This window comes from Brotaphodocola sp. (assembly GCF_983179755.1).
The window spans coordinates 1-26,488 of record NZ_CFAHBC010000017.1; the positions used below are offsets into that span (position 1 = coordinate 1).

Here is a 26,488-nt window from a genome sequence, read left to right on the forward strand (position 1 = left end):
GTCGATTCGATCAAACTGATCCTCACTTGATTTCCTATCATATTAAAAACAAAAAAGCAGACCCCCGCCAGAGTCTGCCTATTTCTTTCTCAAAATGATTTTCAAATCTTTCATCTTTAGCCCTGGTTTTATTTATAGACAGGATGGTACAAACGAACTGTCTTTGTTTATTTCATTTTTTTGTAACAGAAACATCATTTATTGTATGTAGTTTGAGAGAAAATGTCAACTATTTTTTTTAATTATGATACAATGTGGATATAAGTGAAGACAAACAGGAGGCATTTTATGATCTACACCACAACCTATAATTCCCCGATTGGACCGTTTTTTCTTGCGTCAGATGACATTGGGCTCATCGGTGTCTGGATGGACGGGCAGAAATATTTTGCCGATTCCATAAAGGCAAAATCCTCAATCAGCAAAGAGACGGATATTCTCTCACAGACCAAACACTGGCTTGATATCTACTTTTCTGGCAAAAATCCTGATTTTCTGCCCCCGCTCCACCCGCAGACTTCCTCCGACTTTCGCAAAGCCGTGTGGAAGATTCTCCTTACGATCCCCTACGGGCACACAATGACTTACGGAGAGATCGCCAAACAGCTTGCCAAAGAAAACGAAGTCTCCAAAATGTCCGCTCAAGCGGTCGGCGGTGCAGTCGGGCACAATCCGATTTCTATCATCGTCCCGTGTCATCGCGTTGTCGGAGCAAACGGCAGTCTGACCGGATATGCCGGCGGGATCGATAAAAAGATCAAACTGCTGACTCTCGAACACACCGACATGAGCCATCTCTTTGTTCCGAAAGCAAGTTTTTCTTTACAACCGGAACCGGAGTGAACGGGAAGTCTCTGCCGTACATAATTTTATCCGGATAATCAGATTCTTTCCTGCCTTGGCAGACTGTCCCTGACGCAGAGCGTTCCAAAGCCCACATAAGGATTCGGATACTCTGAAAATCCCGGAAGCTGGCGTGCGCCCCGCCTCAAATATGCCTTAACTTTCTCACCATAGAGATAGGGATCATTTCCATTTACAATTCCCCACTCCATCATCAACGCTGTGCTCCCTGTCACGACAGGTGTCGCAAATGAAGTCCCGGACACCTGCCGATACCCGCCTCCGGGCAACGGTGCCATAAGCCCGACTCCGGGTGCAGCAAGATCCGGTTTTACAAACTGATTTTTCCTCGTAAATCCGCGCCCTGAAAAGTCCGCATATGACTGATAAGCGCTGTTATATGCCCCGACTGTGATCACATTCTGGGCGCAGGACGGAATCGTCAGCGTCGTGTCCGGCGATGGGCGCAAGAACCGTGTGGACTCGCCGAGAACTCCGGCTGACGGAAGCCACAGATCATACCGCCCCACGACGGTCTGAACTGCCGTGATCCAAAACGTCCAGTCCCCGCTCTCGACATATGCCCCTTCATCCGGCACAAAGTCAAAATAGATTTCCTGAGCGAGACTGTACGGCCCCGGCTTTCCGTAATAAATCAAGATCTGCGTCTGACGATAACGGCAGCGCACTGCACCGAGCGTCTCAGCCAACGGGCCAACGATCTCCCCGGTCGGTGTCTGAAGACGGATCTCAAACTGATCCGTGTAATCTTTCCAGAGCTGTACCGAAAATCCATTTTCATATTCCCCGACGAGAAGTTCCACCTTTGCTTCTTCCGCATTTGTCTCGGTCGGTGTTCTACGAAATCCTGCTCCGTTCCCACTTGCACCTGCTCCCAAATTTTGATTCCTGCGTTCTCTCACAATGCCTGAAACGTGACCCGAGGAAGCCCCCTCATTCCCGCTCCCGACGACAATCGTCGTTCTTCCGTAATTTCCAATGTCATTCAAAAATGTCTCCAAAAGACTGCTCCCATCATGAGACCCATAGGTATTTCCAAAACTCAGATTCAGCGCAAGAGGACGATTCTCCCCCACTGCCCGCACAACTGCAAAATTCACGGCTCGCATAACTTCAGTTGTCCGTGGAAATCCCTCCGCCCGCAAATTTGCCTGCGGATTGCCAAGTTTGATTACAAGCAGCTCACTCTCATAGGCAACCCCGCGGTAACGCCCCTGCCTTGCCCTTCCATTTCCGACTGCAATCCCTGCAACCGCTGTCCCGTGACTACTGCTGTCAACAGACGGAAGAATGCGATACGCCTGATTTCGATCTCCACCCGCAAGCGCCTGGTTGATCTCCTCCCTCGTAAATACCTGTCCAAGCGTCTGGTCCCAGAGTGCAAGAATCCGTGTCGTCCCATCCGGATTGCGAAAATCCTCATGAAACCAGTCAATCCCCGAATCTGCCACAGCGATGATCGTCCCTCTTCCAGTAAGTCTACCAAGTCCGTCAAATCCGCTAAATTCGTTTTTTTCTCCCTGTCCGTCATCAAAATCGCGTCCATTCCCAGATTCATCAAACGGCTCTTGAAGCGCAGAAATACACGAGGCTGTCCCAATCGTTTCCGAAAAGAACAGCCTCTTTGGTTTTTCTATGTATTCAATTTGTGGCAGAGCACTCACCCGTTCAATCAGAGACTCTGGCAGAGTCAGGATCGCATATTCATTGCGCATTTCCTCAACTTTTATTTTATCACGTTGCCCTGTGTCGCGTTCTCGTTCAACCTGATTTTCAAGTGCATCGAGACTGCCTGAATATTTGACAATCAGCTCCCAGGTTTTCTCCTGCGGATTGTACCCCGTCTCAAGTTCCTGCGAGCGCGCCCTCTCCTCCGGCGTGACATCAAGTGAGAGATTTAAGATATTTTCCAGTTTCTGATTCGTCGAAGTTCCCATTTTTTCCACACTCAAATCAATTTCTGCCATTTCTGTCTTGCCAATCCATTCATTCGGCTTTTCATTTTTCTGTCTAAGATATTCCAGAGCTCATCAAAACATTCTTCCCCGCCCGATTATTTAAGATCTAAGCACATTTTAAGATCTAAATCGCAAATCCGGAATACTGCGTCATATACAGCTCATAATACTTTCCCTGTTTCTTTAACAGATCTTCATGAGTTCCGCTCTCCACAATCTCGCCGTGATCCATCACGACAATCAGATCCGAGTCGCGAATCGTCGACAGGCGGTGCGCGATCACAATGCTCGTGCGCCCCTGCATGATTTTCTGCATCGCAGTCTGAATCGCCTTCTCCGTCCGGGTATCGACATTTGAGGTCGCCTCATCGAGAATCAGAATCTCCGGGTCTGCGACAAACGCGCGGGCGATCGCAAGAAGCTGTCGCTGACCCTGACTGATTGTCGCACCTGCTCCTTCGAGAACCGTATCATACCCCTGTGGGAGATGGTGAATCATTTCCGCACAATAACTCATTTCCACAGCCCGCTCGATCTCCTCCTCACTTGCCTCTTCTCTGCCGTATCTTAAATTGTTGCGGACGGTATCGGAAAACAGAACCGTGTCCTGCAACACAATCGCCATGTGTTTTCGCAGATCATCCCGCGCAATCGTTCGGATATCACGACCATTGATCAGAATCTCTCCGCTGTCAATCTCATAAAACCGCATCAAAAGATTTACAATCGTCGTCTTTCCGCTTCCAGTCGCCCCGACTAGAGCAATCTTTTTTCCTGCCGGAACCGCCAATGAGAAATCTTTGATTACCGGCTTTCCGGACTCATACGAAAAGCTGACATCACGAAATTCCACCGAAGCCTGTTCCTGTCCCGCATGAACCGCACGGACAAAGGATTCCCCATCCATGTCCTCATTTTTTTCATCGAGAACGCGAAACACCCGCTCCGCTCCTGCAACCGCAGTCTGCAGCTGCCCGTAAATCTGAGCGATCTCATTGATTGGACGGCTGAACTGTTTTGCATAGACGATAAATGCCGAAATCACACCGACAGAGATCATGCCTTTTAAGGAAAAATATCCTCCAAAGACGGCAATGATCACAAATCCTGTATTACCGATCGCATTCATAATCGGTCCCATGACCCCGCTGAAAATGTCGGTCCGGATTCCCGCCTTTGTGAGCGCATTTGCAGTCTCACAGAATTCCTCTGTCGTGATTTTCTGGCGGTTGTAGGCGATGATCGTCGCATAACCTGAAACCATCTCCTCGACCGTGCCATTCAGCTGTCCGAGAAGCATCTGACGCTTTCTTGAAAACTTTCGCACCTGACCTGAGAGAATCTTTGTCGCAATCAGAGTCAACACAACTGTAATTAGACTCAGCAAGGCAAGTTGCCAGCAATACCAGATCATGACAACCATTGTTCCAACGATTGTGAGCACCCCTGAGCAGAACGATGGCAGAGATTGAGAGACCGTCGTCGAGATATTTTCGATGTCGTTTGTCATCCGGCTCATCACATCTCCGTGCGAGTGGGTGTCCATATATCGGATCGGCAAATCAACAAATTTTCCAAACAATTCCTCCCTCATCTGCTTTACAACGCTTTGACCAAGTCTGGCGCTTAAAAGTCTCTGAAAAAGCCCGCTGACACTGTAACAAAGATAAACAAAAATCATCGCAATCAGGCTGGAACCCAGATTTCCATGTTTCTCTTTCGCAATGATATCCACAGCCCGGCTCTGAAGACTCGGCGCATAGATACCACAGACGGTTCCAAACACCACAACTCCAATCATCGCAAAGACAACTGCCCGCTCCCGCGCAAAATAAGAGAGCAGTCGTTTCAATGTTCCGCGAATATCGTTTGCATACTCAATCTTCGCAAATCTCTGTCCCCTCGTTCTCGTTCCGGGGAGGTTTCCCTGAACCAACTTCGGAATTTTTTCGTTTCCTTCGTTCATGCAAATACTCCCTCCTCCCCGATCTGAGAGCGATAGATATCCTGATAGGCAGGACAGGTTCGCAAAAGTTCCTCGTGCGTTCCACAGGCAGAAATCTCTCCATTCTCCATCAGAATAATCCGGTCTGCATGGCAAACAGAAGCAATTCTCTGCGCCACAATGATCTTCGTGCAGTCTGAATGAGACTCCCTCAGCGCCCGATAAAGCAAAGCCTCGGTCTTTAAGTCAAGCGCGCTCGTCGCATCATCAAAAATCAGAATTTCTGCCGGTTTGAGCACAGCTCTCGCAATCGAGATTCGCTGTTTCTGCCCTCCGGACAGGCTCATTCCGCGCTCTGCGACCTGCGTGTCATATTGCAGTTCTGTCGATGAGATAAATTCATCCGCCTGCGCGATCACGGCAGATCTCCTGATCGCCTTCTCATCCGCATTTGGATCTCCCCAACGGATATTTTCTCCGATTGTCATTGAGAACAGCTCGCTCTTTTGCAGGACAACCGCAATTTTCTCCCTTAAAGCCTCCTGCCGGTACTCCCTGACATCGACTCCGTCGACAAATACACTTCCCTCCGTCACGTCATAGAAGCGGGAAATCAGGTTCAGCAGGGTTGTCTTTCCACATCCAGTCGCCCCCATAATGCCAATTGTCTCTCCTCTGTGAATCGAGAGACTGATATGAGACAACACCATCTCCGTATTTCCCGGATAGGCAAACGAGACCTCACGAAATTCAATCTCACCTCTTCGTTCACCGTTTTCTTCTCCACATTCTTCTCCGCGTTCTTCTCCGCGTTCTACGCCTACGTTCTCTTTGTCTTTCTCTTTGCCTCTCAATTCACCAATCTTTTTCAATTCACCAATCTTTTCATCTCCCGGCTCACTCTTCGCTTTCGTTTTCAGTTTCATTTTTTGTTCCGTTTTTGCACAAGCTCCAACAAACGTTCCATCTTTAATCTCCGGTTCGCTCTCAAGTACTTCCTTCACCCGCTTCCACGAAGCCAAGCCCCTTGAGATATTCTGAAACAACATCACCATCATCAAAATTCCGTGAAGGAGCTGGGTTGTGTAAGTGATTCCCGCCATGATACTGCCCGGTGTCGTTCTCCCGGCTCCGACCTCAAACGAGCCGACGAGCAAAATCAATGCCACAACCAGATACATCATCGCATTGATCACCGGATTCATGAATGCAAAAATGACGAGCGTCCGAAGCTGAATCCCGACAAGCCCCTCATTCGCCTTTCCAAACCGCTTCTTCTCATATGTCTCACGGACACAGGCCTTAATAATGCGGATCGCAGAGACATCCTCCTGCATGATCGCATTGATCTGATCGAGCTGAGCCTGCAATTTCAAGAACAGCGGTCTTGATCTCCACAGGCAGAACACAAGTGTCCCGACAAGAAACGGAAACGCGCACACGACAATCTCCCCAAACCGTACGTCCAGGCGAAACATCCAGTACATGCTTCCAAACGTCAACAACAAAGTGCGAAGCATACCACGGACAAACTGGGAAACGAAATTCTGCACCTGCGTGATGTCGTTGGTCACTCTCGTCACCAGAGAACCTGCGCCAAACCGGTTCATCTGTGGAAATGAAAACTTCATGATCCGGTCAAAACAGTCTTTTCGCATCTCATTTCCAATGTTTTGCCCCGAAATATGGACGAAAACATTGTTCATTGAGCCACAAAAACACCCCAAAAGCACAATGAGGATCATTCTTAAACCCAGAGTCCAGATCACGTTCATATCTCCGACCCCGCCATGATTCAGTCCCAAAACTCCCTCATCCACAATTCGGCTCATCATTCTCGGTTGGAGCAGGTCCATCATCACCTCTCCAACCATAAAAAGCCCCGCCAATACTGCAAAATAAAGATAACGCCGAATGTATTTCCACATAGTCAATCCTTCCCCCGGTCCGCAGAAAATAACTCTCCCTCCGCTTTTTACCTACCCCCAATTTCTAAGTTCTAGTTTACCGCTTTTTTCGCAATTCTGCAAACACTGGATTCTCTGTAAACCCTGGATTTTCCGCTTTGACTTCGGGTTCCTGTTCCTATATCACACTGACATGATTTCTTACTCGTCCATCCCCACACATTCCATGATGATCTTCTCACATCTCTCATACCCCAATTCTGAGCTATTTAATGACAGCGTGTAGTTGCTCGCCTTTCCCCACTTCTGATCTGTATAAAAATTATAGTTTGTCATCCTTCTCTTATCCGTATCCGCCATCATCTTCCTCGCCTCCTGCTCAGAAACCGCATAGATCCGGCAGATTCTCTGCGTCTTCTCCGGCAGATTTCCATGTATAAACACATTAAGCACATCCGTTCGGTCTCTCAAAACAAAATCCGCATTTCTTCCGATAATCACACACGGTTCTTTCTCTGCAATTTCCAGAATGATCTTTCTCTGGACCTCGCAGACGAGATCTTCCATCGATTTTCCGGCACTGTCCCGTCCGGCAAGTGCATAGGCAAACAGTCCTTTTCTCGGAGAGAGTTCTGCACTCTCCTGAATGTACTCCGGAGCCAGTCCTGACTGCTGTGCAATCTGGTTGATCAGATTCTTGTCATAGTAAGCAATCCCAAGTTTCTTTGCAACTTCCTCTCCGATGAAACGTCCCCCGCTTCCAAATTCTCTGCTGATTGTGATGATTCGTTTTTTCATTGCATTTTCCTCCTTTTAGACCTTTATTTTATTTCACTTACAGTGTAGTGAAATTATCAATTCAGAACCTCTACGGTCGTCTTTGTGATTTTCTTCAAGAACACATAGCCAACCAGACAGGACAGGGCTTCCGTGATTGGGAACGACCACCAGATCAATGTAAGATCTGCCTGACCATTTCTCGCGAAAATCGAGAACACACCTGCGAGTGGCAAAATGATCACAAGCTGTCTGAGCAGAGAGATCACGAGCGATTCGAGTCCGCGGTTCAATGCCTGATAAATGCCCTGATAAGCAACATTGATTCCTGCAAAGAGGAAACTGATCGAAATCACACGCATTGCCCCAATAAAATACTCACGCGACTGTCCCGCATTGAACAACGTCGCAAACGATTCCGGAAATCCTTCTGTCACAAAGATACCAAAAACCATCAGAATCACAGTATACAAAATTCCATATTTGATTCCGTCCCGAATTCTCTTTCTGCTTCGCATTCCATAACCAAACGCAAGAATCGGCGTGATTGCGTCTCTCAGTCCAAAAGCGAGAAAGAGCACAAACTGCTGAACCTTGTAGAAAAGTCCATATGCTGTCTGCGCAGACGGACTGAATTTGAGAATTAAATTCATAGCATACACCATGATCGACATCAACGCCTGCGCGATAATTGCCGGAAGTCCGACCGCATAAATTTCCCGAATAATCGATCCATTCGGCTTCATCAGTTTCATACCGTGCTCAAACTCTTGATTTAGTCTCAGATGAAAGATCAAAAGAAGTCCCGCAGACACCACCTGACCGATCACCGTCGCATAAGCAGCACCGCGGACTCCCATTTCCGGAACCGGTCCGAGTCCATAAATCATAATCGGATCTAAAACGATATTGACAACTGCGCCGACTACCTGACCGATCGTCGAATAGAGGGAACGTCCCGTCGCCTGAAGCAATTTCTCAAACAGTGAAAAATAGATAATTCCAAATGAGACTACACAGCAGATTTTCAAATAGCTCACCGCCATTTCAAGCACTTTCGGATCAATTGTCTGAGACGAGATATAGGCTTTTACTCCAAAAATTCCAAACAGTAGACAGATCAGATAAATGACTGCCCCGAGAAACAGGCTATTGCCCGCAATCATTCCCGCTTTCTTTCGATTTCCCTGTCCCAAAGTTCTCGCAAGCAGCGCATTCGTTCCGACTCCGGTTCCAATTCCGACTGCAACCATCAGCATCTGGATCGGAAAAACCAGCGTCAACGCATTCAGCGCCGACTCGCTTCCCGTCTTCATATTTCCGACAAAGGCACTGTCCACAATGTTGTAGACTGCCTGAAGTGCCATCGATAGGATCATCGGGATTCCCATCTGAACCATCAGCTTACCAACCGGCATCTCCTTCATTTTATTGCTTTCTGCCATTTTCTTTTTCTCCTCCTTCTTCTTTTTGTCCCCATAAAATCAAAAAAGTGTGTATCTTTTCCCGTAAGTTGACAAGTTGGACTTACGCTGATAAGCTACACACTAGGACAAACTTTTTGTATAAAAAAGAATGTGCCTTGGCACATTCTCGCGCCGAGGTGCGGTTGCTTCGGCAACCATCTTCCCCTGCGCCGAGTGCGCATCCTTGCGGAGCATTTTTTGTATGATAGGACGCAATTTCCTATCATATAAAAAAGAATGTGCCCTGGCACATTCTCGCGCCGAGGCGCGGTTGCTTCAACAACCATCTTCCCCTGCGCCGAGTGCGCATCCTTGCGGAGCATTTTTTGTATGATAGGACGCAATTTCCTATCATACAAAAAAACGAGCAGTCAAAAACTGGATTTACGCAGTTTCTGCTACTCGTTTACCCGCTCATTATATTTCCTGTTTTTCAAAAAGTCAACAAAAAATTTGCTTGCTTTTTTCTCTTTTCCTCGTTTATAATAGGCTTACGAAAATGGAATTCAAACAAAATCATCAAGAAAAGCCGGCTTTTACAGAGCGTGAAATCAGGAGGATTTGCTTACCCTCACCGATTTCACGCTTTTTTTATTTCATAGGAACTTGCGTCCTATGAACCAAAAATGCTCCGCAAGGGTGCATATTCGGCTTCCTTCTTGCTGCAAACGAAAGGAGTTTTTGTCATGAACAACACCAAAAACAAACTGGCAGATATGCCAATCCGCCCCCTGCTATACACAATGGCAGTCCCTCTGATGCTCTCGCTTCTCGTCCAGTCTCTCTACAACATCGTCGACAGCATCTTTATCGCAAGACTCTCTGAGACTGCGCTGACTGCGACCTCCCTCGTCTATGCGATTCAGTTTCTGATGATTGCGATCGGTGTCGGAACCGCAGTCGGTTTGAATGCCCTGCTCTCCAAAAAGATCGGGCAACACAAGATTGACGAGGCCTGTCAGACTGCGACAACCGGTCTTTTTCTGATGCTTGCAACCGCTCTCTTCTTCTCACTTGTCGGCGTCTTCTTCTCGGATTCAATCGCCAAAAATATGACAACTGATCCCGAACTTCGAGAACTTTGCAGACAGTACCTCTCAATCAACCTCGTCTACTGTGAGGGTATTTTTCTTCAAACTTACGGTCAGCGTCTGCTCCAGGCAGTCGGAGATACCGTGCTTTCGATGCTCTCTCTGATCATCGGCGCAATCCTGAACATCCTTCTTGATCCGATCATGATCTTTGGATTATTTGGCTGTCCTGCAATGGGAATCCGTGGCGCAGCCATTGCAACTGTCATCGGACAGATCGCAGGTGCAATCTCTGCACTTCTCTTCAATCGCTTCAAGAATCCGCTGATTCACGTTCGCTTCCGCGGTTATCGATTCAACTGGCAGGATGTCCGCGACATCTACCGCGTCGGACTCCCCACGATTGTCATGCAGGCGATCGGAAGCCTGATGACATTCACCATCAACCATCTCCTTCTTGAGATTTCGACCACTGCAGTCGCTTTCTTCGGAATCTACTACAAGCTCCAGAATTTCCTGATGATGCCAATCAACGGTCTCGGGCAGGCGGGAATCCCGATCGTCGGTTACAACTACGGTGCAAAAAATATCTCCCGCATCCGCGAGACGTGGCGAGTTTTACTCCCAACCGGTGCCGGAATTGCCCTGTGTGGAACTGTACTCTTCTGGCTCTTCCCGGGGCAACTGCTGACCCTCTTTTCCGCAAATGCACAGATGTTGGCACTCGGCGTTCCCGCACTCAGAATCATTTCCGTCTCCTTCGTCTTTGCCTCAGTCACAATTCTCTGCGGATACTTTGCTTCCGGACTCGGAAACGGAATCGTCAACATGGTCAGCGCGGGAATCCGCCAGTTTGTCCTTCTGATTCCCTGTCTCTCCTTCCTGATCAGAACCGTTGGACTCTCGCACGCCTGGTACGCGTTCTGGATCGCAGAAGTCTGCGCCTTTGCTTACAGCTTTACCACCTCCCGCCGTCTGTTGAAGACGACAATAAAGTCTTGCTCATACAACAGCACATACAAATAAAAACAGAATTACTGCGCATCTCCGTTTCACTGCGGTCGGTGCATAACAAGCGCCACTGGCGCTTTGCACCCTCGCGGAGCGTATCACTCAGAAGGGGATTGTCTCCCCTCCTGAGAAGACTTGTTTGGACTTAATTCAGCCGGTACAATTTCTTGTACTTATCCTTCAAATAATTCACATAATAATGCGGATCGAAGTCTTCGCCCGTCATATCACGGATGATCTCGGCACTCGTTTTCATCTTGCCGAAGCGATGAACATGCTCTCTCAAATACTCGCGAATCACCTCGAGTTTGCCAGTCTCAAGCAGTCCGTCGACATCCATCTGCGTGCGCATGTAGGCATACATCTGTGCACCAAACGCACTTCCAAGCGCATACGACGGGAAGTATCCAAACGAGCCCTGCGCCCAGTGAATATCCTGAAGCACACCCTCGGCATCATTTGCCGGACGGATGCCAAGGTACTTCTCGTAGAGATCACCCCAGAGTTTCGGCAGTTCCCGCACATCGAGATCTTCCTCGATCAGCTTTTTCTCAAGTTCATAACGCACAAGCACATGAAGGCTGTATGTCAGTTCATCTGCCTCCGTGCGAATCAGCCCCGGCTGTACCTTGTTGATCGCCCGAACAAACATCTCACGTCCAACACCTCTCAGTTCCTCCGGGAAGAGCTCTTTGAGTTTGCCGTAGAGCGGAACCCAGAACGCTTCACTGCGCCCGATCAAATTTTCAAAGAAACGGGACTGGGACTCATGCATGCCCATCGAGGCGCCCTGTCCGACAAGCGTCTGCGTCAATTCATCCGCAATTCCCATCTCATAAACCGCATGACCAGACTCGTGGATCACAGAAAACAGCGAGCTGTCGACGCGATCCTTGTAATGTGTTGTGATTCTCACATCGTGATTGTGCAGATTTGTCGTGAACGGATGCGCACTCGTCGCAAGCACGCCTTTCTTGAAATCAAAACCCACATATTTTGCAAGGAACTCCCCGAGCTCTCTCTGTTTGTCCTCGTCATACTCCCCGCTCAAAAACGAATCATCGATCGAGACGGAATCCGCACTCATCACCTGATGCAAAAGCGGAACAATCTCCTCCCTCAGAAGTTCAAAGAACGGATCGAGATGCGCCATATCAAATCCCTTCTCGTAGGTGTCAAGCATCACATCATAGAGCTTCTGTCCCTCTTTCGCCTGATATCCGGCAAATTTCTTCTGCCAGAACACAATCTTCTCGAGTGTCGGCGCGAAGCTCTCAAAGTCATTCTCCTTTCGCGCCTTCGCCCAGATCCGCGCGGAATCTGCGACGAGTTCCTGATAAGCACGGTACTCTCTCGGCGGAATGCACGCAAGTCGATCAAGCTCTTCCTTTGCCTCGCGAATTACGGCGCGATCGACCTCCGTATTCTCCTCACCCGGAACATTTTCCTGCTCTGCCTCCTCAAGAAGTTCCCTCATCTGAGGATCGGTCATAACCTCCTGATAGGCTTCCGACAAAATTCCCTGCACGCGAGCCGTGTACGGTCCCGCTTCCTCCGGAGCCAATGTCTCATTATCCCACTCAAAAAGTGTCAGCGCCGTCTGGTAAGCCATCGCGCGCTCCAATCTCTTTTCCAGTTCTTTTCTCATAATGATTTTACACCACCGTTCTGTTTTCTCTTTTTTATTCTATACTTCCAGCGAGTTTTCTCCGCTCTCCATAAATTGCTCTCTCGATCTTTTTCATCATCATAAAACCTTTGTTCTGCAAACCCAAAAATCCCAGATTTTACTCTGCTGACGACTATCCACGGAAACGACTCATCGCCGAAAAGATCTCCTGTTTTCTCGGTTTCGCCAGTCCACACGGCACATAGGAGCCTGAAAATGCACTCCATCCTTTTTTCTCAAGCGTCTCTGAGAGGATCTCCACAACCTGTCGCAGACTGCGCCGTCCGTCAATCACCTGCTCAAGCGCATATCTTAACAGGCTTGCGAGTGCCGTATTCTGCTCCGGATCAGCGAGCTGTTCAACAAAACGCATCTCCACACTCTCGCGATCGATAGAGAACGAATCCGTGCCTGAGGAACGAATCTTGCTTCCGCGCCCAGATCTCTGTTCGCCTCCCCGATCTTTTGCTCCTCTTGCCCCAAATCTGCTATCCTCCGCGCTCTGGTCTGCACTCTGCTCCCCGTATTCTTCCCTGTTCTCTGCACGATCTGCATTCCGTCCGCCTCTGCCTCTTCCATACTTTTCGGCATACACACGCCCCGTTGAAGCTGGCTTTGTCGCACCTGACGTTTTCCCTGCCTTGAATGCCTGATCAAATGCCGGAATCACGAATCCCGGTGCCTGCGTTCTTGGCGCTCTATGCGCCTTGCAGAGTTCCTTCACTCGCTCCGTGATATCCACAGGGCGGTACGCATCCATCTGAATCACCTGATCCGCGATATAGAAAAATGCACCGGAACTTCCCGCGACAAGAATCGTTGAGACTCCCGCCTTCTCATAGAGATCACGGGCACGCTCAAGAAATGGCGTGATCGGCTCTTTCTCCCTGCTGATCACCTCCTGCATAAACTCATCGCGCACCATAAAGTTCGTCGCTGAGGTATCCTCATCAATCAGGAAAAGGCGACTTCCTGCCTCAAGCCCCTCGATCACAGCACCCGCCTGTGAAGTACTTCCGCTCGCATCCTGAGTCGAAAACGTCTTTGTGTCTTTGCCATTCGGAAGATCGTTGATAAACATCGAAATATCGAGATTTCGGATGAATCTCCCCTCTTCCGCACGCAGTTTGACCGCCGTGTCATCCGTAATCACAAACTCACGCCCATCACCTGCAATATGATTGTAAACACCCATCTGAAGTGCCGACAGCAGTGTTGATTTTCCGTGATAACCGCCTCCGACAATCAGCGTGATTCCCTCCGGCACTGCCATTCCGGAAATCTCCCCGCAGTGAGGCAGAGTAAAGGTCCGGCGCATCGTCTTTGGCGACTCAAACGGCACACTCTCTTTCATCGGAAGATCGGAGATTCCACTCTTTCTCGGGAGAATCGAACCATCTGCGACAAACGCCGTCAAATGTTCCCTTCTCAAAATCTCTCGCATCTGATGCTGATCCTCTGCTAGAAAGACTGTCTCCTCCACCTGTTTTTTATTCAGATTTCGATAGAAAAAACTGCGCTCCACGCACTTTGGCAGAAAATCAAACAGAATTTTCTCAAGACCACCTGCATCGATCGTCCGCCCAAATGCCGGAAAACCGACATGAAAACGAGCCGTCAGCTTTCTCTCCTCAATCTCACAGGCACTTCGCTCAAGCACCTCCTGTCCGCAACGGCTGATCGAGATCAGTCCGCTCTTTCCCGATCCCCTCGTCTTAAAATTGTAAGACTCGATCTGACTCGCAAACTGGCGAACCAGAAAATCCTCGAGTGCGATCCTCATAAACGGTTTTGCAAGATATTCCGCCGGAAATCCCGCTTTCTCAAGTGCAATCTCCACATGAACACTTGACGGGGAGGCAAACGGATCGCCCTGCACATGGTCGATGACAAGCTCATACGTTCCAAACGAATACGCCCCCGCGAGAGACTTATACGCCGGATAGCTCTTGTGATCCATCGCCCGCAACATCGTGCGCAGTTCATTTGATGATTTTCCCGCACTCTTATTCCATGAGCGATTCGCCTCCTTATCTGATACCCGATTTGATGATCGATCCGGCAATTTTCTTGATGATTCCTGCATAGTCTTAAACACCTTTCCTATTTCTATTCCTATGAAACAAAGAAACGGCACACCGGATATCCGGAGTGCCGTTCCTGTTCCTGCACAGTCGTATCAGAAGTATTTTTTACTTCCCCAGAGGTTGGCTTTTTTCAGATCCAGATATTCGTTGTAGGCCTTCTCCAAAATCTGCTTCTCATTGGAAAACTTGAGCAGATGGTACGCCTCATAAAACTTGTAATACCCTGAATCCACAAAATGCTCTTCGCGTTGTGGCTTGCTGTAATAACTGTCCGCCATCATCAGATACCAGTGCACATCCTTCTCCACCATATCCTGCGGGGTGTTGAACGAGTAAGAACTCTTTCCGATATACTTGATAATGGAAGCGCTGACACCCGTTTCTTCCTTTACTTCCCGAAGTGCCGTCTCCTTATACTCTTCTCCTGCTTCCACAGTGCCCTTAGGCAGAACCCAGCCCTCATACTTATTCTTGTAATTCTTGTAGAGAACCAGAATCTTACCGCGAAATATCACCACACCTCCACAGCTCGTTGCTTCTATCATTGCAATTCCTCCTGCCCAGCCACGCATTCTGCGTCGCTTTGGTGTGTCCAATTAGACCGCCTGCAATCACTCAAAAAATATAAAATGATTGCGATTGGTTTTAGTATAACTCGTATTTGCAGAAGTTGCAAGTTGAAGTTCTGCTTGTTACTGTTCATGCGCCCTACAAACTTTACCTCGAGAACCACTGTTACAGTTCATGCAAAGCACAAACTGTAACAGGATTTTGCCGATGCTTCGTATCCTAAATCGGCAAAATCTGCTTCCACCACCTTATCTTACGGCACTTTCGGTTCCAAAAGTGCCTACCTACAAACTTTACCTCGAGAACCACTCATCAAAGATCTTTCTCGCAATCGGAGCGGCAACTTTTCCGCCTGATCCGCTCTCCTCAACCAGAACAGTAACCACGATCTGCGGATTGTCCACCGGCGCAAATCCCGTAAACCACGAATGTGTCTCTTTTCCGGTCTCAAACTCCGCAGAACCCGTCTTTCCCGCCACAGCATAGGCATCTGTTCGCACAGCCGATCCGGTTCCCGCCGTAACAACTCCACGCATCAGCGCTGAGAGCGTATCCGCCTCCGCCGAATTCATCAAAGTCCCATAAGATGCAGGAAGAAATTTCTGCACAGTCTCCCCGACTGCACTCTCCACATGATCAATCAGGTATGGCTTCATCAGGATTCCACCATTTGCGATTGCCGAAGTAATCATCGCATTGTGAAGCGGAGTCATCTGCGTCTCACCCTGACCGATCGCAGTCTGAAGACGTTCCCAGTCGCCTGCATCCTCCGCAAGTACAAACGAACTCTTGCTGTACGCAATTGAAATCGGAAGCTCCGAGTTAAACAAAAGACTGTTCGCCATCGTCCTCACTCCGCCAAGCTCAAAATCAAGCCCCATGCTCGCAAAAGCGCCGTTGCACGAGTTTGCAAATGCCTGACGGATATCCTGATGACCATGAGCTTCGCCGTGATAGCAGGAAATCTTGTAATCCCCAACCTGGTACGAGCCATCGCAGTCGAACGTGAAATCCTGCCAGGTGTTCGGATGCTGACGAATGTAAGCGAGCATCGTCACAATCTTAAATGTCGATCCCGGTGGGTAAAGACCCTGCGTCGCGCGGTTTAAGAGCTGTGCCTTTGTGTTGTCGCCCGAGATCAGGCTGTCCCAGTCCTGTGCGAGCGTATTCGGATTAAATCCCGGCTTTGACACCATCGCAAGAATTTTGCCGGTTGACGGCTCTATAACGACGACTGCGCCACGGTGATCTCCGAGCGCATCCGATGCGACCTTTTGCAGTCCGACATCGAGGGTCGTCACGACATTGTCTCCGATATTTTTATCGCCTGCAAGCTCATTTGCCGTTCTCTCCACAAGATTGACATGAGAACTCAAAAGGTAGAAATTTGCCAGCGACTCAAGCCCCGTCTTTCCGTGATCTGAGTATCCGACAACATGAGCAAAAAGAGAGTCAAACGGATATGACCGTCTCTCACTTCCATCATCCGCGACTGTCGTCTGCGCAAGCACCTGTCCATCACTGCTCAAAATCTCTCCGCGCACAATCCGGTCCGCAAAACTGTCGAGACGCGCATTGTACGAATTGTTGATCACCGTCTGACTGCGAACCTGAAGAAAATATCCGAAATATACGAGCAGACAGAGAAAAAGTCCTACAAACACATAGGCAATTCCCAGAATGCTCTTGTTGGAATCCAAATGCTGTGTCTGTTTTCTTCTCACTCTTCCTCATCCTCCTCATCATTTTTTTTCAGGATATAGAGTCCCTGAATGACTCCAAACAAAATAAACGTGCTGAGTACCGAGCTTCCTCCATAGCTAACAAACGGAAGCGTCACGCCCGTCGACGGAATAAATTTCGTCACTCCGCCAATCGTCAGAAAGACCTGAACCGCATAGACAACCGCAAGACCGAACGCAATCAGTTTATAAAAGAGCGCCTGCATCTTCGCCGAGATCATCACAAACTGGAGAAAACACCCGATGCAGATCAGAATCACACACATTGCAAAGATTCCGCCAAGCTCCTCCGAGATCGCCGAAAAGATAAAGTCCTTCTCAACAACCGGAATCTTGTACGGCATTCCCTGATAGAGTCCCATTCCAAACCATCCACCCGTTCCGATCGCAAACAGCGACTGGGTGATCTGGTATCCACGGTTATCAATATCCGCCCACGGATTTCGCCATGCCTCTACTCTCGTTCTCACATGGGCGAACAGATGATAGGCGAGCACAGAAGCACCACATCCTCCTAAAAGTCCACCAAGCAGGTAGAGCACATCCGTTGTCGCAACAAAAAGCATTGCCAGATAGGTGATAAAGAAAATCAGCGCACTTCCCAAATCTTTAGAGAGCACAAGGACGAGCACATGAGCTCCCGCCATTGCAGTTGTTAAAATGATTGTTCGCCTGTCCGTATCCTGATAGAACATCGTCGCGACAAAGAACACAAAGCTGATCTTTACAAACTCCGATGGCTGAAATGCGATTCCACCGATCGTGACGGAGAGCTGTGCTCCAAAGCTGTTATTTCCGATGATCCAGACACCCACGAGGAGTCCAAGCCCGATAAAACCGTAAATCCACGGAATCTTTGCCAGCTGCCACACGCGGTCCATGATGAACGGAATGATCCAGGTGATCAGAGCCGACACTGCGACAATCAGAAACTGGCGGATCGCCTTGTCAAATGAGAGGCGCGTCAGCATGATAAAGCCGACACAGAGCAACATACACATATTGTTGACAAGAAGCCGGGACATGTTGCGATAAAACAGCCGGTACAGCCCGATATAAGCGGTAAAAAAGACGAGCTGTGCCAGATAGAACAGGACGACTCTCTCATCCTCTGATTTTAAAAACAGAATCGCATACGCAATCAGATGGATGAAAAACATCATCACATTCTGGCGCGCACACGTCCGGTTCTGTTCCCAGACATCATGAAAACGGAAATAGCTGAAATTTAAGTAGGTATAAACTGCCATCAGAAAAATCAGCACGTATTTTGACACTTCAATTATCACATTTGTCATATCGTTTTAGTCCTCTAATTTCGTTACGGTTCACACGTTGCAAACAGCAACTGATAAACAGTAACCTCATTCTTCACTCCTCGCTACTCCACACCGCGCTTCATATGACCACGGGTGAAATCATCAAACGGTGCTTCTCCCTCCTGACCATAGCGGAAATGATCGGCAAATGCTCGAATGATCTCACAAATCTTCGCCGGTTTCTCAATCGTAAAGGCAAGACGAATCACATCCGGATGAATTCGCTCCACACTTTTTTCCATGCCAAGCAGAGACAGCGGACTCGGATTGTAAATCGTATTGTAGCAGAATCGACAGTGATTCTTCATCGGAATCCGTTTTCCGGTTCGATCTGTCATAAAAAGGATCTCCGGCTTGTGCGTGCATCCCTTCGTTGTTCTGACCACGCACTGTGCGGAAACCATCGCCGGAAGATAGCCATAAACCTGAAGTTCCCACTCAATTTCATCTGCCTTCGTCTTCTTTGACAGGGATTCAAGCTCGCGCGAATTGAGTTCCAGCGGGAACGTCTGACGATCCATTCCGAGATGCTTCATCTCACGCCCGGCGACAGAGTTCATCGCATACAGGTTCGGATCTGCGACTCTCACGACATCGGTCACACCGAGCTCCTCAAGCATCTTGATCTCATCGAGGGAGCGCAGAACCATTCCATCAAATCTCGCCTCTCTCAGTTCTTCCCCGTGCGCCCGAAAATATGCCTCAGCCTCCGTCTGGAAAATGTGTGGAAGAAGCAGATAGCAGGATTTTCCCATCATGTGACAGCTGACGACACAGTCAAGCCAGGTCTCCGGTTCAAATCCGACTGCATCCAAATAAATCGCATCGACATCCGGCTCCTGAAGCACATCGTGAAATGCAGACGGATCTTCGAGAGAGATATGAATTCGCGCACTTCCATCCTCCCTGTGCTTTTGAGGCTCTTTCTCCCGCACGGAAAACTCTATTTTTTCTCGCCTCCATCCGGTTGTCACTTGCAGAGCGTTCTGGTTTACAGCCTCCTGTTTTATCGCTTCCTGCTGAGTTTCCTCGTAATTCTCGTACTCTACGGATTTTTCATCCTCGCTGATCTCACGCTCTGCATCTCCGCATGCGCTTTCTGCATAACGCATATCATCACGACTGCTCTCTTCAACGTTGCGCTTCTCTTCTTTCGCATTCTCATCACTCTGACACTTATCCATTGCACTCTGCTCTGACGAGACACGCTCTGCCTTCCACACCCGATACCACGGTTTTAAGATCTCCTCCTTCAGCTTCTCCATGCCCTGACGGCGCAGTTCATTGAGTGCCTGAACCGGCACAAAACATTCGCCCTCAAGATGCGCCTCGAGCTCCTCAAAAAAGAATTCTGCTCCGCCTGTCTTATTCATCTGCTTTAAGAGTTTCTCCTCCGTCAACGGCTGATTCTGTGCGCTCTGAACCAAAGCGCCCTCAGCGCGCACGCGCGCACTTCCATCCTCAGTCTCAAGCATCAATCGCAACGGCTCCCCCTCGTGAACCGTCACAACTCCGTGAATCGGTCTCTGAAGCACCTTATTCACATACTCGCGGTCAATCTCATCAAAGAGTGCCTGATTCGCCTCGCGAAATGCCGGTTTTTCTTTGAGAACAACCATCTCACGACCGTTATGATGGCGGTAATAGCCATCAGTCTGACCTCCACGGTCAAACAAATCGAGAAGCTGTTTGCGATCCTCCGGATCAACGCGGTATCCCGCTCTCCCCTTGCTTAAATAGAGATCGACATATTTGCGGTATATGCGGACGACACCGGCGGTATATCTCGGACTCTTCATTCGTCCTTCGATCTTGAGCGAGTAGACACCTGCTTCGAGAATGTCCGGCAGAATATCGAGCGTGCACAGATCCTTTAAGCTGAGTACATAGGACTCATCCGCCTGTCTCTTCTCGTTGACGCCGGACTTTCTCTGCGCATTTTTAAACTCATTCTTGCTCTTTGCGCTTCCGCCTATACTTCCTTTTCCATTTTCTTTTGTGTTTCCTCTCGCACTGCTCTTTCCATTTGCATTTCCCTGCTTTCCAAATGCAGACGAAGAACCGCTTTTCCTGCCGAATTTTCCATTTCCAGACTTTCCAGATTTTCCGGAACTTCCGGAAGGCAGTTTGAACTCTCGATTTCCGCGATCAGAAGACGCACTCATTTCTCTCGTGCTTCTCGCACTGCCTTTGCGCCCAAACGAGTAAGCACCCGATAAAGCGCCGTTTCCCGCTCCCGTACTGCCGCTCCCACCGACTCCATCGACCTCATACGGCAGACGGCACGGCTGAGCACAGCGACCGCGGTTTCCGCTTCGCCCGCCAATCAGACTGCTGAGCAGGCACTGACCAGAATAGCAATAGCACAGTGCTCCGTGAACAAAACACTCAATCTCAAGATTCAACTTCTCATGAATCTTGGCAATCTCTTTCAGAGAGAGCTCTCGCGCCGGTACAACGCGCTCCGCTCCCATCTCCTGCAAAATCTCCGCACTGCGATAACCCGTGATCGTCATCTGTGTGCTCGCATGCACCGGAAGATCCGGAAATACCTCCCGAATCTTTCGGATTGCACCGATATCCTGCACGATAACGGCATCGAGTCCTCTCTCATAGTAAGGTCTCAGATAATCCGTCAGATCCTCAAGCTCCTCTTCCTTCATCAAGGTGTTGACGGTCATGTAAATCTTTTTTCCATGCAGATGCACATAGTCGATCGCCTCAAGAAAACGATCTTCCTCCGGATTATCCGCATAGGCGCGCGCTCCATACCGGCTTCCGCCCATATAGATCGCATCTGCTCCAGCGCTGATTCCCGCCTTCATGCTCTCCATCGAGCCGGCAGGTGCCAGAACCTCTACTTGTGGTCGTTTCATCACTCTCAAATTTCCTCCATTTCAAAAAAGACTCAGCTCCCATCACAAAAAGTAAAAGAAAGGATGTCCCAGCGCTGAGACACCCCCTTCCCATCCAATTTTCCGTTTCACTGCTCCTCTTAATGCTTCTTTTCCTGAGCTTTCTTTGCTGCCGCCTCCGTCTTTTGCGCAGTCGTCGCAGTCTCCTTCGTCGCTTCCGTCAAAGCCTCATCCGGCTCGTCTTCATCCACCACCTCTGCGAGTAACGCTTCTTTTCCGTTCTCTGCAAGTTTCTTCTTGAGTTCCTGCAATTTTCTGCGCTCATCCTCAAGCTCCCGGCGTACATTCTCGAGCTTCATCTGCGTTGTGATCAGCTCATGCTTGAGACTGTATGTGTCCTTCTCGAGATCATTTTTCTGCTCAGCAAGCTCATTTGCCCGCTCCTGCTCCTTGAAATAATCATCTGCAATATTTAACTCGATCATCAGCATCTGATACTCTTCGCTCATTCTAAGAAAGCCGTCAAACTGCTTAACCTTGCCGATCTTCTCGTTCAGATAGGAGGCAACCTTTCTCAAATACTCCTCATTCTCCACTCCGCCAAGCGTGTAGACAACGCCATCTATCAAAACTTCTGCATAATTTTTATTTTCTTTCTGTACTTTTCGCTCCATTGTGATCGCTCCTGATTTTTCTTCTCTTATGATTTCTCTCTGTTCCGGCTTCACAGACAGCTTTTTTCTTTCTCACACCCTAGTTTACCATATCTGGAAGCAGGGAACAAGAGCTATTCCATTTCTACATGTGCGATAGCCTCACTTTCGTTACGGTTCACGCGCCCTGCTCGGAATATCTAAATGGCGATATGCCAACTCTGTCGCCACGCGCCCGCGCGGAGTTCGGTTGATAAATCCATTCATCAAAAGATACGGCTCATAGACATCTTCCAGCGTTCCGGCATCCTCTCCCATCGCCGCTGCCAGAGTCTCAAGTCCGACCGGACCACCACCAAACTTCTCAATCATCAAAAGCAGAATATTTCGGTCGTTGTTGTCGAGTCCCATCTTGTCCACATCAAGGATATCGAGTGCAAAGTCTGCGACCTCCTTTGTGATCACCCCGTCATACTTCACCTGAGCGAAATCGCGCACGCGCTTGAGCAGGCGATTTGCGAGACGTGGCGTTCCGCGTGACCGGCGTGCAATCTCCTGAGCGCCCTTCGGGTCAATCTCCACGCCGAGAACACTCGCAGACCGTTCCACAATCACGCTCAATTCTTCCGGTGTATAGAATTCCAACTTCTGTACCACACCAAAACGATCTCTGAGCGGAGCCGTCAAAAGTCCTGCCCGCGTCGTCGCCCCGACAAGTGTAAAATGCGGGAGATCGAGACGAATCGAGCGTGCCGATGCCTCTTTTCCGAGCATAATATCGATCGCAAAATCCTCCATCGCCGGATAGAGCACCTCCTCGACCTGACGATTCAGGCGATGAATCTCATCGACAAAGAGAACATCTCCCTCCTGAAGATTATTCAGAATCGCCGCCATCTCTCCGGGCTTCTCGATTGCCGGACCGGAGGTCACTTTCATGTTGACTCCCATCTCGTTCGCAATGATTCCGGAAAGCGTCGTCTTTCCAAGTCCCGGAGGACCGTAAAACAGCACATGATCGAGAGATTCCCCTCTCGCCTTTGCCGCATCAATGTAAATCTTGAGGTTGTGGCGGATCTTCTCCTGACCGATGTACTCCGCCAACGTCTGCGGTCTCAGATTCGGCTCTATCTTCTTATCCTCCGCCGTCACTTCCGTTGTGATAATTCGTCTCTCCATTGATCTTTCTTATCCCTTTTTCCTATTCCTCATCCTGCCAATTATCCTGCCAGATATTTCAAGGATGCCTTCAAGACAGCCTCTACACTCATTCCATCCGTGATCTCGACTCTGCGCACTGCCCGCGAAGCCTCCGTCAGCGAGTAACCAAGCGCCGTCAGCGCCTCAACCGCATCCTTTGTCACACCTCTCATGCCTGCACCGGAATTTGCGCCCGCACTCGATTTTCCACCGGAAGTTTCCGATGAGGTCGCATCTGCACCGCCGGAAAGAATCTCATCCATCGAGATCTTGTCCTTGAGATCGAGAATCACGCGCTTTGCGGTCTTCGGACCAATTCCCGGTGCCTTCGCGATCGCCTTGACATCCTCCGAGATGATCGCCATCCGAAGATCATCCGGCACAAGTGCAGACAAAATCCCAAGCCCTGCCTTTGGCCCGATCCCATTGACACCGAGAAGCTGTTCAAACATCTTCAAATCCTGTCTCGTCAGGAATCCATACAGCGTCATTGCGTCCTCTCTGACCTGAAAAGACGTGTAGAGCCGTACCTCCTCCCCGATGCCCGGAAGCTGATCCAGAACCGAGACCGGCACATGAATATTCCAGCCGATTCCACCGGCTTCCACAACCGCCTGATCCCCCCAGATCTCAACAAGTGGTCCTCTGATATATGAAAACAATCTTCAACTCCTCCAATTTCCAATTTCTGAATTTTAAATTCTAAATTTTAAATTTTTGATCTCGTTCCTGAATGGCAGTATATCATATCCTCCACCCAAATGCAAACATAAGTTCCCTGTTCGGATCTTCTTTCCGCGTTGACTTTCCCGGAGTTCCTTTTTATAATATTTATAAGAATTTACACTTTACATTTACTTGAAAGAGGACTTTCCATGATCACCATCGAGAAACGTTTAGACCTTCCAGACACCTACCCACTTGAGCGCATCGGAGCGCTTGAGGATCTGCTCTTCTTTGACATTGAAACCACGGGATTTTCCGGCGACCGCTCCCACCTCTATCTGATCGGATGCACCTATTATCAGGATGGAAGCTGGAATTTAATCCAGTGGTTTGCCGACACGCAGGAAGCAGAGCCAGAACTGCTCCACAGCTTTTTTTCGTTTCTGAAAAACTATCGGATTCTTGTTCATTTTAACGGGGACGGCTTTGACATCCCGTACCTGCTTAAGCGCTGTCGCCACTTTGATCTTCCGTATGATTTCTCAGCGGTCACAAGCGTCGACATTTACCGCAGGATCAAGCCCTACCGCAAACTTCTCAGTCTTGAGAGCATGAAGCAGAAATCCATTGAACAATTTCTCGGTGTGTCACGAAAAGATCGGTATTCCGGCGGAGAACTCATCTCCGTCTACGAGAAGTATCTGATGACGCATGAGCAGAGTCTCTATGATGATCTGATCCTTCACAATGAAGATGATTTAAAGGGAATGCCGGCGATTCTTCCGATCCTGAATTATCCGGATTTCTTTGCCCAGAATCTGACACTTTCATCCCAGCAGGTTCTCGCGGAAACTGACTTTTATGGGACCCGCCGTCATCTGCTCCGCCTCGTATGCAAGGGCGACTGCACCATTCCCGTACCCATCGAGTACATTATTGATCCCGTCGCCTGTGACCTTGAGGGAAACGAACTGACACTGACAATCGATCTCTACGAGGGAACGCTGAAACATTTCTATGCCAATTACCGGGACTACTATTTTCTTCCGGAACAGGACACCGCACTTCACAAGAGTCTTCTCTCACTTGCCGGCTCTTCCGCCCGCGCAAAGGCTACGGCACGCACCTGCTACACCGCTCAGAAAGACTGCTTCGTCCCTCAATTTGAAGTTCTCTGGGAGCCTGCATTTAAAAAAGAACCAAAGGATAAACTCTCCTATGCGACTCTCTCCGATGTTCAGCTCTCCGATCCCCATGCATTTTCGTCCTATTTAAACCAGATCCTGCACCATCTCGGGATTCGGTGAGAGACAAACTCAAACGACAGACAGGTCGGAACACCCTCTCCGAACATCTCCACTCAAAGAAATGTTTCGGAGCAAACGGTTTCCGACCTGCCTCTTTTTGTTTCTATCTGCTTTTTTATCCGCGTTTTTACACGCTTTTCTTTATTCGCGCACGATCATCGCATCTCTGCCTGCGCCGGTTCCGATGAATTTTACCGGAACACCGATATACTCCTCGATAAAGCTAATGTATGCCTTTGCGTTCTCCGGCAGTTCCTCGTAGGTCTTGCATCCGGAAATATCTCCGAAGTTGCCCTCGAACTCCTTGTAAACCGGCTTTGCGCTGTTGAGAACCGTCAGGTTCGTGGTGAAATCTTCGGTAACGGTTCCATTGCAGTCGTAAGCAACGCAAACCTTGATCTTGTCAAACTTTCCGATCGTATCGAGATGGTTCACGCAAAGAGCGGTCAGACCATTCAGACGCTTTGCATACTTTAAGGTTACGAGATCCAGCCATCCGCAACGTCTCGGACGATGGGTAACAGTGCCGTACTCATGACCCAGCTCACGGATCTTGTCTCCGGTCTCATCGAGAAGCTCGGTGACATACGGACCCTCGCCGACACGGCTGGAGTAAGCCTTGATAACACCGTATACATTGCCGATATCACCTGCGCTCAGTCCGCTTCCGGTTACCATACCGCCAACAGTCGGGTTGGAGGAGGTTACATACGGGTAGGAACCAAAGTCGATGTCAAGAAGAGTTGCCTGAGCACCCTCCACGATCACGTTCTTGTCCTCCTCAAGTGCCTTGTGCAGATAGGTTACCGTATCACACATATACGGCTTTAACTGCTCTGCATAATTGCTATATTCTGCATAGATCTTCTCAAAGTCAAGTGCCTCGTCGATCGTGGTATCTTCCGGATCATAGAACTTTAAGAGTGCCTTCTTAGCCTCTACGGCATGCTGGAGCTTCTCCTTGAAATTTGCCTCGTAAAGATCCTCCATACGGATTCCACTGCGCTCGTACTTATCGCAGTAAGCCGGTCCGATTCCCTTTCCGGTTGTTCCGATCTTGCTACCGCCTCTTGCCTTCTCAAGTGCACGATCCAGCATTCTGTGATACGGGAAAATGATCTGTACTTTCTCGCTGATTTTCAGATGATGATCCACATCAAAGCCATGAGCTTTCAGGTTTGCGATTTCCTCGAGCAGAACCTGCGGATTCAGAACCATTCCGTTTCCAAGCACAGCAATCGTGTGACCGGAAAGAATTCCGGACGGAGTCAGACGCATCGCATACTTCACTCCGTCTGCCTCAATCGTATGACCGGCATTATCTCCGCCAGTAGCACGAACTGCAATATCTGCATGCTCTGCAAGATAATCGATGACCTTACCTTTTCCCTCATCACCATAAAAACAACCAATAACGACATCTACCTTTGACATAATCAATCTCCTTCGTCTTTATCCATA

18 protein-coding genes are annotated in these 26,488 nt (G+C 49.0%); 3 read left to right on the forward strand and 15 right to left on the reverse strand.

Going from position 1 to position 26,488, the window contains the following annotated elements:
* Window positions 1–288: 288 nt before the first annotated feature.
* On the forward strand, window positions 289–843 hold the full coding sequence (locus AC4EVX_RS07720; protein WP_177977257.1) for a methylated-DNA--[protein]-cysteine S-methyltransferase: 555 nt from the start codon (window positions 289–291) through the stop codon (window positions 841–843).
* A gap of 38 nt (window positions 844–881) precedes the next feature.
* Here AC4EVX_RS07720 and AC4EVX_RS07725 read toward each other — a convergent pair whose 3' ends face one another.
* The 5 genes from AC4EVX_RS07725 to AC4EVX_RS07745 form a co-directional block, all read right to left on the reverse strand.
* Window positions 882–2,831: a S8 family peptidase gene (locus AC4EVX_RS07725; protein WP_490159924.1), complete on the reverse strand. Its 1,950-nt coding sequence runs from the start codon at window positions 2,829–2,831 to the stop codon at window positions 882–884.
* A 115-nt stretch (window positions 2,832–2,946) separates the two neighbouring features.
* Window positions 2,947–4,788, reverse strand: coding sequence for an ABC transporter ATP-binding protein (locus AC4EVX_RS07730; RefSeq protein WP_490159925.1), 1,842 nt, complete (start codon window positions 4,786–4,788; stop codon window positions 2,947–2,949).
* Entirely contained in the window at window positions 4,785–6,695 is a 1,911-nt protein-coding gene (locus AC4EVX_RS07735; protein ID WP_490159926.1) for an ABC transporter ATP-binding protein, read from the reverse strand. The genes AC4EVX_RS07730 and AC4EVX_RS07735 overlap by 4 nt, the downstream gene beginning before the upstream one ends.
* Window positions 6,696–6,875: 180 nt before the next feature.
* Window positions 6,876–7,472 (reverse strand): cytidylate kinase family protein, encoded by a 597-nt coding sequence (locus tag AC4EVX_RS07740; protein ID WP_177976585.1) that lies wholly within the window; start codon window positions 7,470–7,472, stop codon window positions 6,876–6,878.
* 56 nt (window positions 7,473–7,528) lie between these two features.
* A complete protein-coding gene (locus AC4EVX_RS07745; protein WP_490159927.1) occupies window positions 7,529–8,896 on the reverse strand; it encodes an MATE family efflux transporter in 1,368 nt (455 codons plus the stop codon).
* A gap of 707 nt (window positions 8,897–9,603) precedes the next feature.
* Between AC4EVX_RS07745 and AC4EVX_RS07750 the strand changes: the two genes are divergently transcribed.
* Entirely contained in the window at window positions 9,604–10,974 is a 1,371-nt protein-coding gene (locus AC4EVX_RS07750) for an MATE family efflux transporter (protein WP_490159928.1), read from the forward strand.
* 130 nt (window positions 10,975–11,104) lie between these two features.
* Here the strand turns inward: AC4EVX_RS07750 and AC4EVX_RS07755 are convergent, their stop codons facing one another.
* From AC4EVX_RS07755 to ruvA, 9 genes are all read right to left on the reverse strand, one after another.
* A complete protein-coding gene (locus AC4EVX_RS07755) occupies window positions 11,105–12,607 on the reverse strand; it encodes a carboxypeptidase M32 (RefSeq protein WP_490159929.1) in 1,503 nt (500 codons plus the stop codon).
* Window positions 12,608–12,761: 154 nt separating this feature from the next.
* The gene (locus tag AC4EVX_RS07760; RefSeq protein WP_490159930.1) at window positions 12,762–14,714 is read right to left on the reverse strand and encodes an ABC-ATPase domain-containing protein; all 1,953 of its coding nucleotides are present in this window, start codon (window positions 14,712–14,714) and stop codon (window positions 12,762–12,764) included.
* A 93-nt stretch (window positions 14,715–14,807) separates the two neighbouring features.
* Window positions 14,808–15,260 carry an NUDIX hydrolase gene (locus AC4EVX_RS07765; RefSeq protein WP_177978619.1) on the reverse strand — a complete coding sequence of 151 codons (453 nt, stop codon included), beginning with the start codon at window positions 15,258–15,260 and terminating at the stop codon, window positions 14,808–14,810.
* Window positions 15,261–15,578: 318 nt separating this feature from the next.
* Complete coding sequence (locus tag AC4EVX_RS07770; protein WP_490159931.1) at window positions 15,579–17,009, reverse strand: peptidoglycan D,D-transpeptidase FtsI family protein; 1,431 nt, start codon at window positions 17,007–17,009, stop codon at window positions 15,579–15,581.
* Window positions 17,006–18,325, reverse strand: a complete 1,320-nt coding sequence (locus AC4EVX_RS07775; RefSeq protein WP_490159932.1) for an FtsW/RodA/SpoVE family cell cycle protein — start codon at window positions 18,323–18,325, stop codon at window positions 17,006–17,008. The genes AC4EVX_RS07770 and AC4EVX_RS07775 overlap by 4 nt, the downstream gene beginning before the upstream one ends.
* Before the next feature lie 83 nt (window positions 18,326–18,408).
* A complete protein-coding gene (locus tag AC4EVX_RS07780; protein WP_490159933.1) occupies window positions 18,409–21,222 on the reverse strand; it encodes a U32 family peptidase in 2,814 nt (937 codons plus the stop codon).
* Window positions 21,223–21,341: 119 nt separating this feature from the next.
* Window positions 21,342–21,875 (reverse strand): cell division protein ZapA, encoded by a 534-nt coding sequence (locus AC4EVX_RS07785; protein ID WP_490159934.1) that lies wholly within the window; start codon window positions 21,873–21,875, stop codon window positions 21,342–21,344.
* A 150-nt stretch (window positions 21,876–22,025) separates the two neighbouring features.
* Window positions 22,026–23,033: a Holliday junction branch migration DNA helicase RuvB gene (gene ruvB, locus AC4EVX_RS07790; RefSeq protein ID WP_177978441.1), complete on the reverse strand. Its 1,008-nt coding sequence runs from the start codon at window positions 23,031–23,033 to the stop codon at window positions 22,026–22,028.
* A 41-nt stretch (window positions 23,034–23,074) separates the two neighbouring features.
* Entirely contained in the window at window positions 23,075–23,716 is a 642-nt protein-coding gene (gene ruvA, locus AC4EVX_RS07795) for a Holliday junction branch migration protein RuvA (RefSeq protein ID WP_490159935.1), read from the reverse strand.
* 213 nt (window positions 23,717–23,929) lie between these two features.
* Here ruvA and AC4EVX_RS07800 point away from each other — a divergent pair, with 213 nt between their 5' ends.
* Window positions 23,930–25,027: a ribonuclease H-like domain-containing protein gene (locus AC4EVX_RS07800; protein ID WP_490159936.1), complete on the forward strand. Its 1,098-nt coding sequence runs from the start codon at window positions 23,930–23,932 to the stop codon at window positions 25,025–25,027.
* Window positions 25,028–25,168: 141 nt separating this feature from the next.
* Here AC4EVX_RS07800 and AC4EVX_RS07805 read toward each other — a convergent pair whose 3' ends face one another.
* The gene (locus AC4EVX_RS07805; protein WP_177978438.1) at window positions 25,169–26,461 is read right to left on the reverse strand and encodes an adenylosuccinate synthase; all 1,293 of its coding nucleotides are present in this window, start codon (window positions 26,459–26,461) and stop codon (window positions 25,169–25,171) included.
* Window positions 26,462–26,488: the final 27 nt, after the last annotated feature.

Excerpts from the sequence above, each read along its gene's own strand:
- AC4EVX_RS07805 (WP_177978438.1), bottom strand. The coding sequence starts at position 26,461 with ATGTCAAAGGTAGATGTCGTTATTGGTTGTTTTTATGGTGATGAGGGA.
- AC4EVX_RS07740 (WP_177976585.1), bottom strand. The coding sequence starts at position 7,472 with ATGAAAAAACGAATCATCACAATCAGCAGAGAATTTGGAAGCGGGGGA.
- AC4EVX_RS07760 (WP_490159930.1), bottom strand. The coding sequence starts at position 14,714 with ATGCAGGAATCATCAAGAAAATTGCCGGATCGATCATCAAATCGGGTA.
- AC4EVX_RS07750 (WP_490159928.1), top strand. The coding sequence starts at position 9,604 with ATGAACAACACCAAAAACAAACTGGCAGATATGCCAATCCGCCCCCTG.
- AC4EVX_RS07800 (WP_490159936.1), top strand. The coding sequence starts at position 23,930 with ATGATCACCATCGAGAAACGTTTAGACCTTCCAGACACCTACCCACTT.
- AC4EVX_RS07780 (WP_490159933.1), bottom strand. The coding sequence starts at position 21,222 with ATGAAACGACCACAAGTAGAGGTTCTGGCACCTGCCGGCTCGATGGAG.
- AC4EVX_RS07725 (WP_490159924.1), bottom strand. The coding sequence starts at position 2,831 with ATGGCAGAAATTGATTTGAGTGTGGAAAAAATGGGAACTTCGACGAAT.
- AC4EVX_RS07730 (WP_490159925.1), bottom strand. The coding sequence starts at position 4,788 with ATGAACGAAGGAAACGAAAAAATTCCGAAGTTGGTTCAGGGAAACCTC.
- AC4EVX_RS07720 (WP_177977257.1), top strand. The coding sequence starts at position 289 with ATGATCTACACCACAACCTATAATTCCCCGATTGGACCGTTTTTTCTT.
- AC4EVX_RS07735 (WP_490159926.1), bottom strand. The coding sequence starts at position 6,695 with ATGTGGAAATACATTCGGCGTTATCTTTATTTTGCAGTATTGGCGGGG.
- AC4EVX_RS07765 (WP_177978619.1), bottom strand. The coding sequence starts at position 15,260 with ATGATAGAAGCAACGAGCTGTGGAGGTGTGGTGATATTTCGCGGTAAG.
- AC4EVX_RS07785 (WP_490159934.1), bottom strand. The coding sequence starts at position 21,875 with ATGGAGCGAAAAGTACAGAAAGAAAATAAAAATTATGCAGAAGTTTTG.
- AC4EVX_RS07775 (WP_490159932.1), bottom strand. The coding sequence starts at position 18,325 with ATGACAAATGTGATAATTGAAGTGTCAAAATACGTGCTGATTTTTCTG.
- ruvB (WP_177978441.1), bottom strand. The coding sequence starts at position 23,033 with ATGGAGAGACGAATTATCACAACGGAAGTGACGGCGGAGGATAAGAAG.
- AC4EVX_RS07745 (WP_490159927.1), bottom strand. The coding sequence starts at position 8,896 with ATGGCAGAAAGCAATAAAATGAAGGAGATGCCGGTTGGTAAGCTGATG.
- AC4EVX_RS07755 (WP_490159929.1), bottom strand. The coding sequence starts at position 12,607 with ATGAGAAAAGAACTGGAAAAGAGATTGGAGCGCGCGATGGCTTACCAG.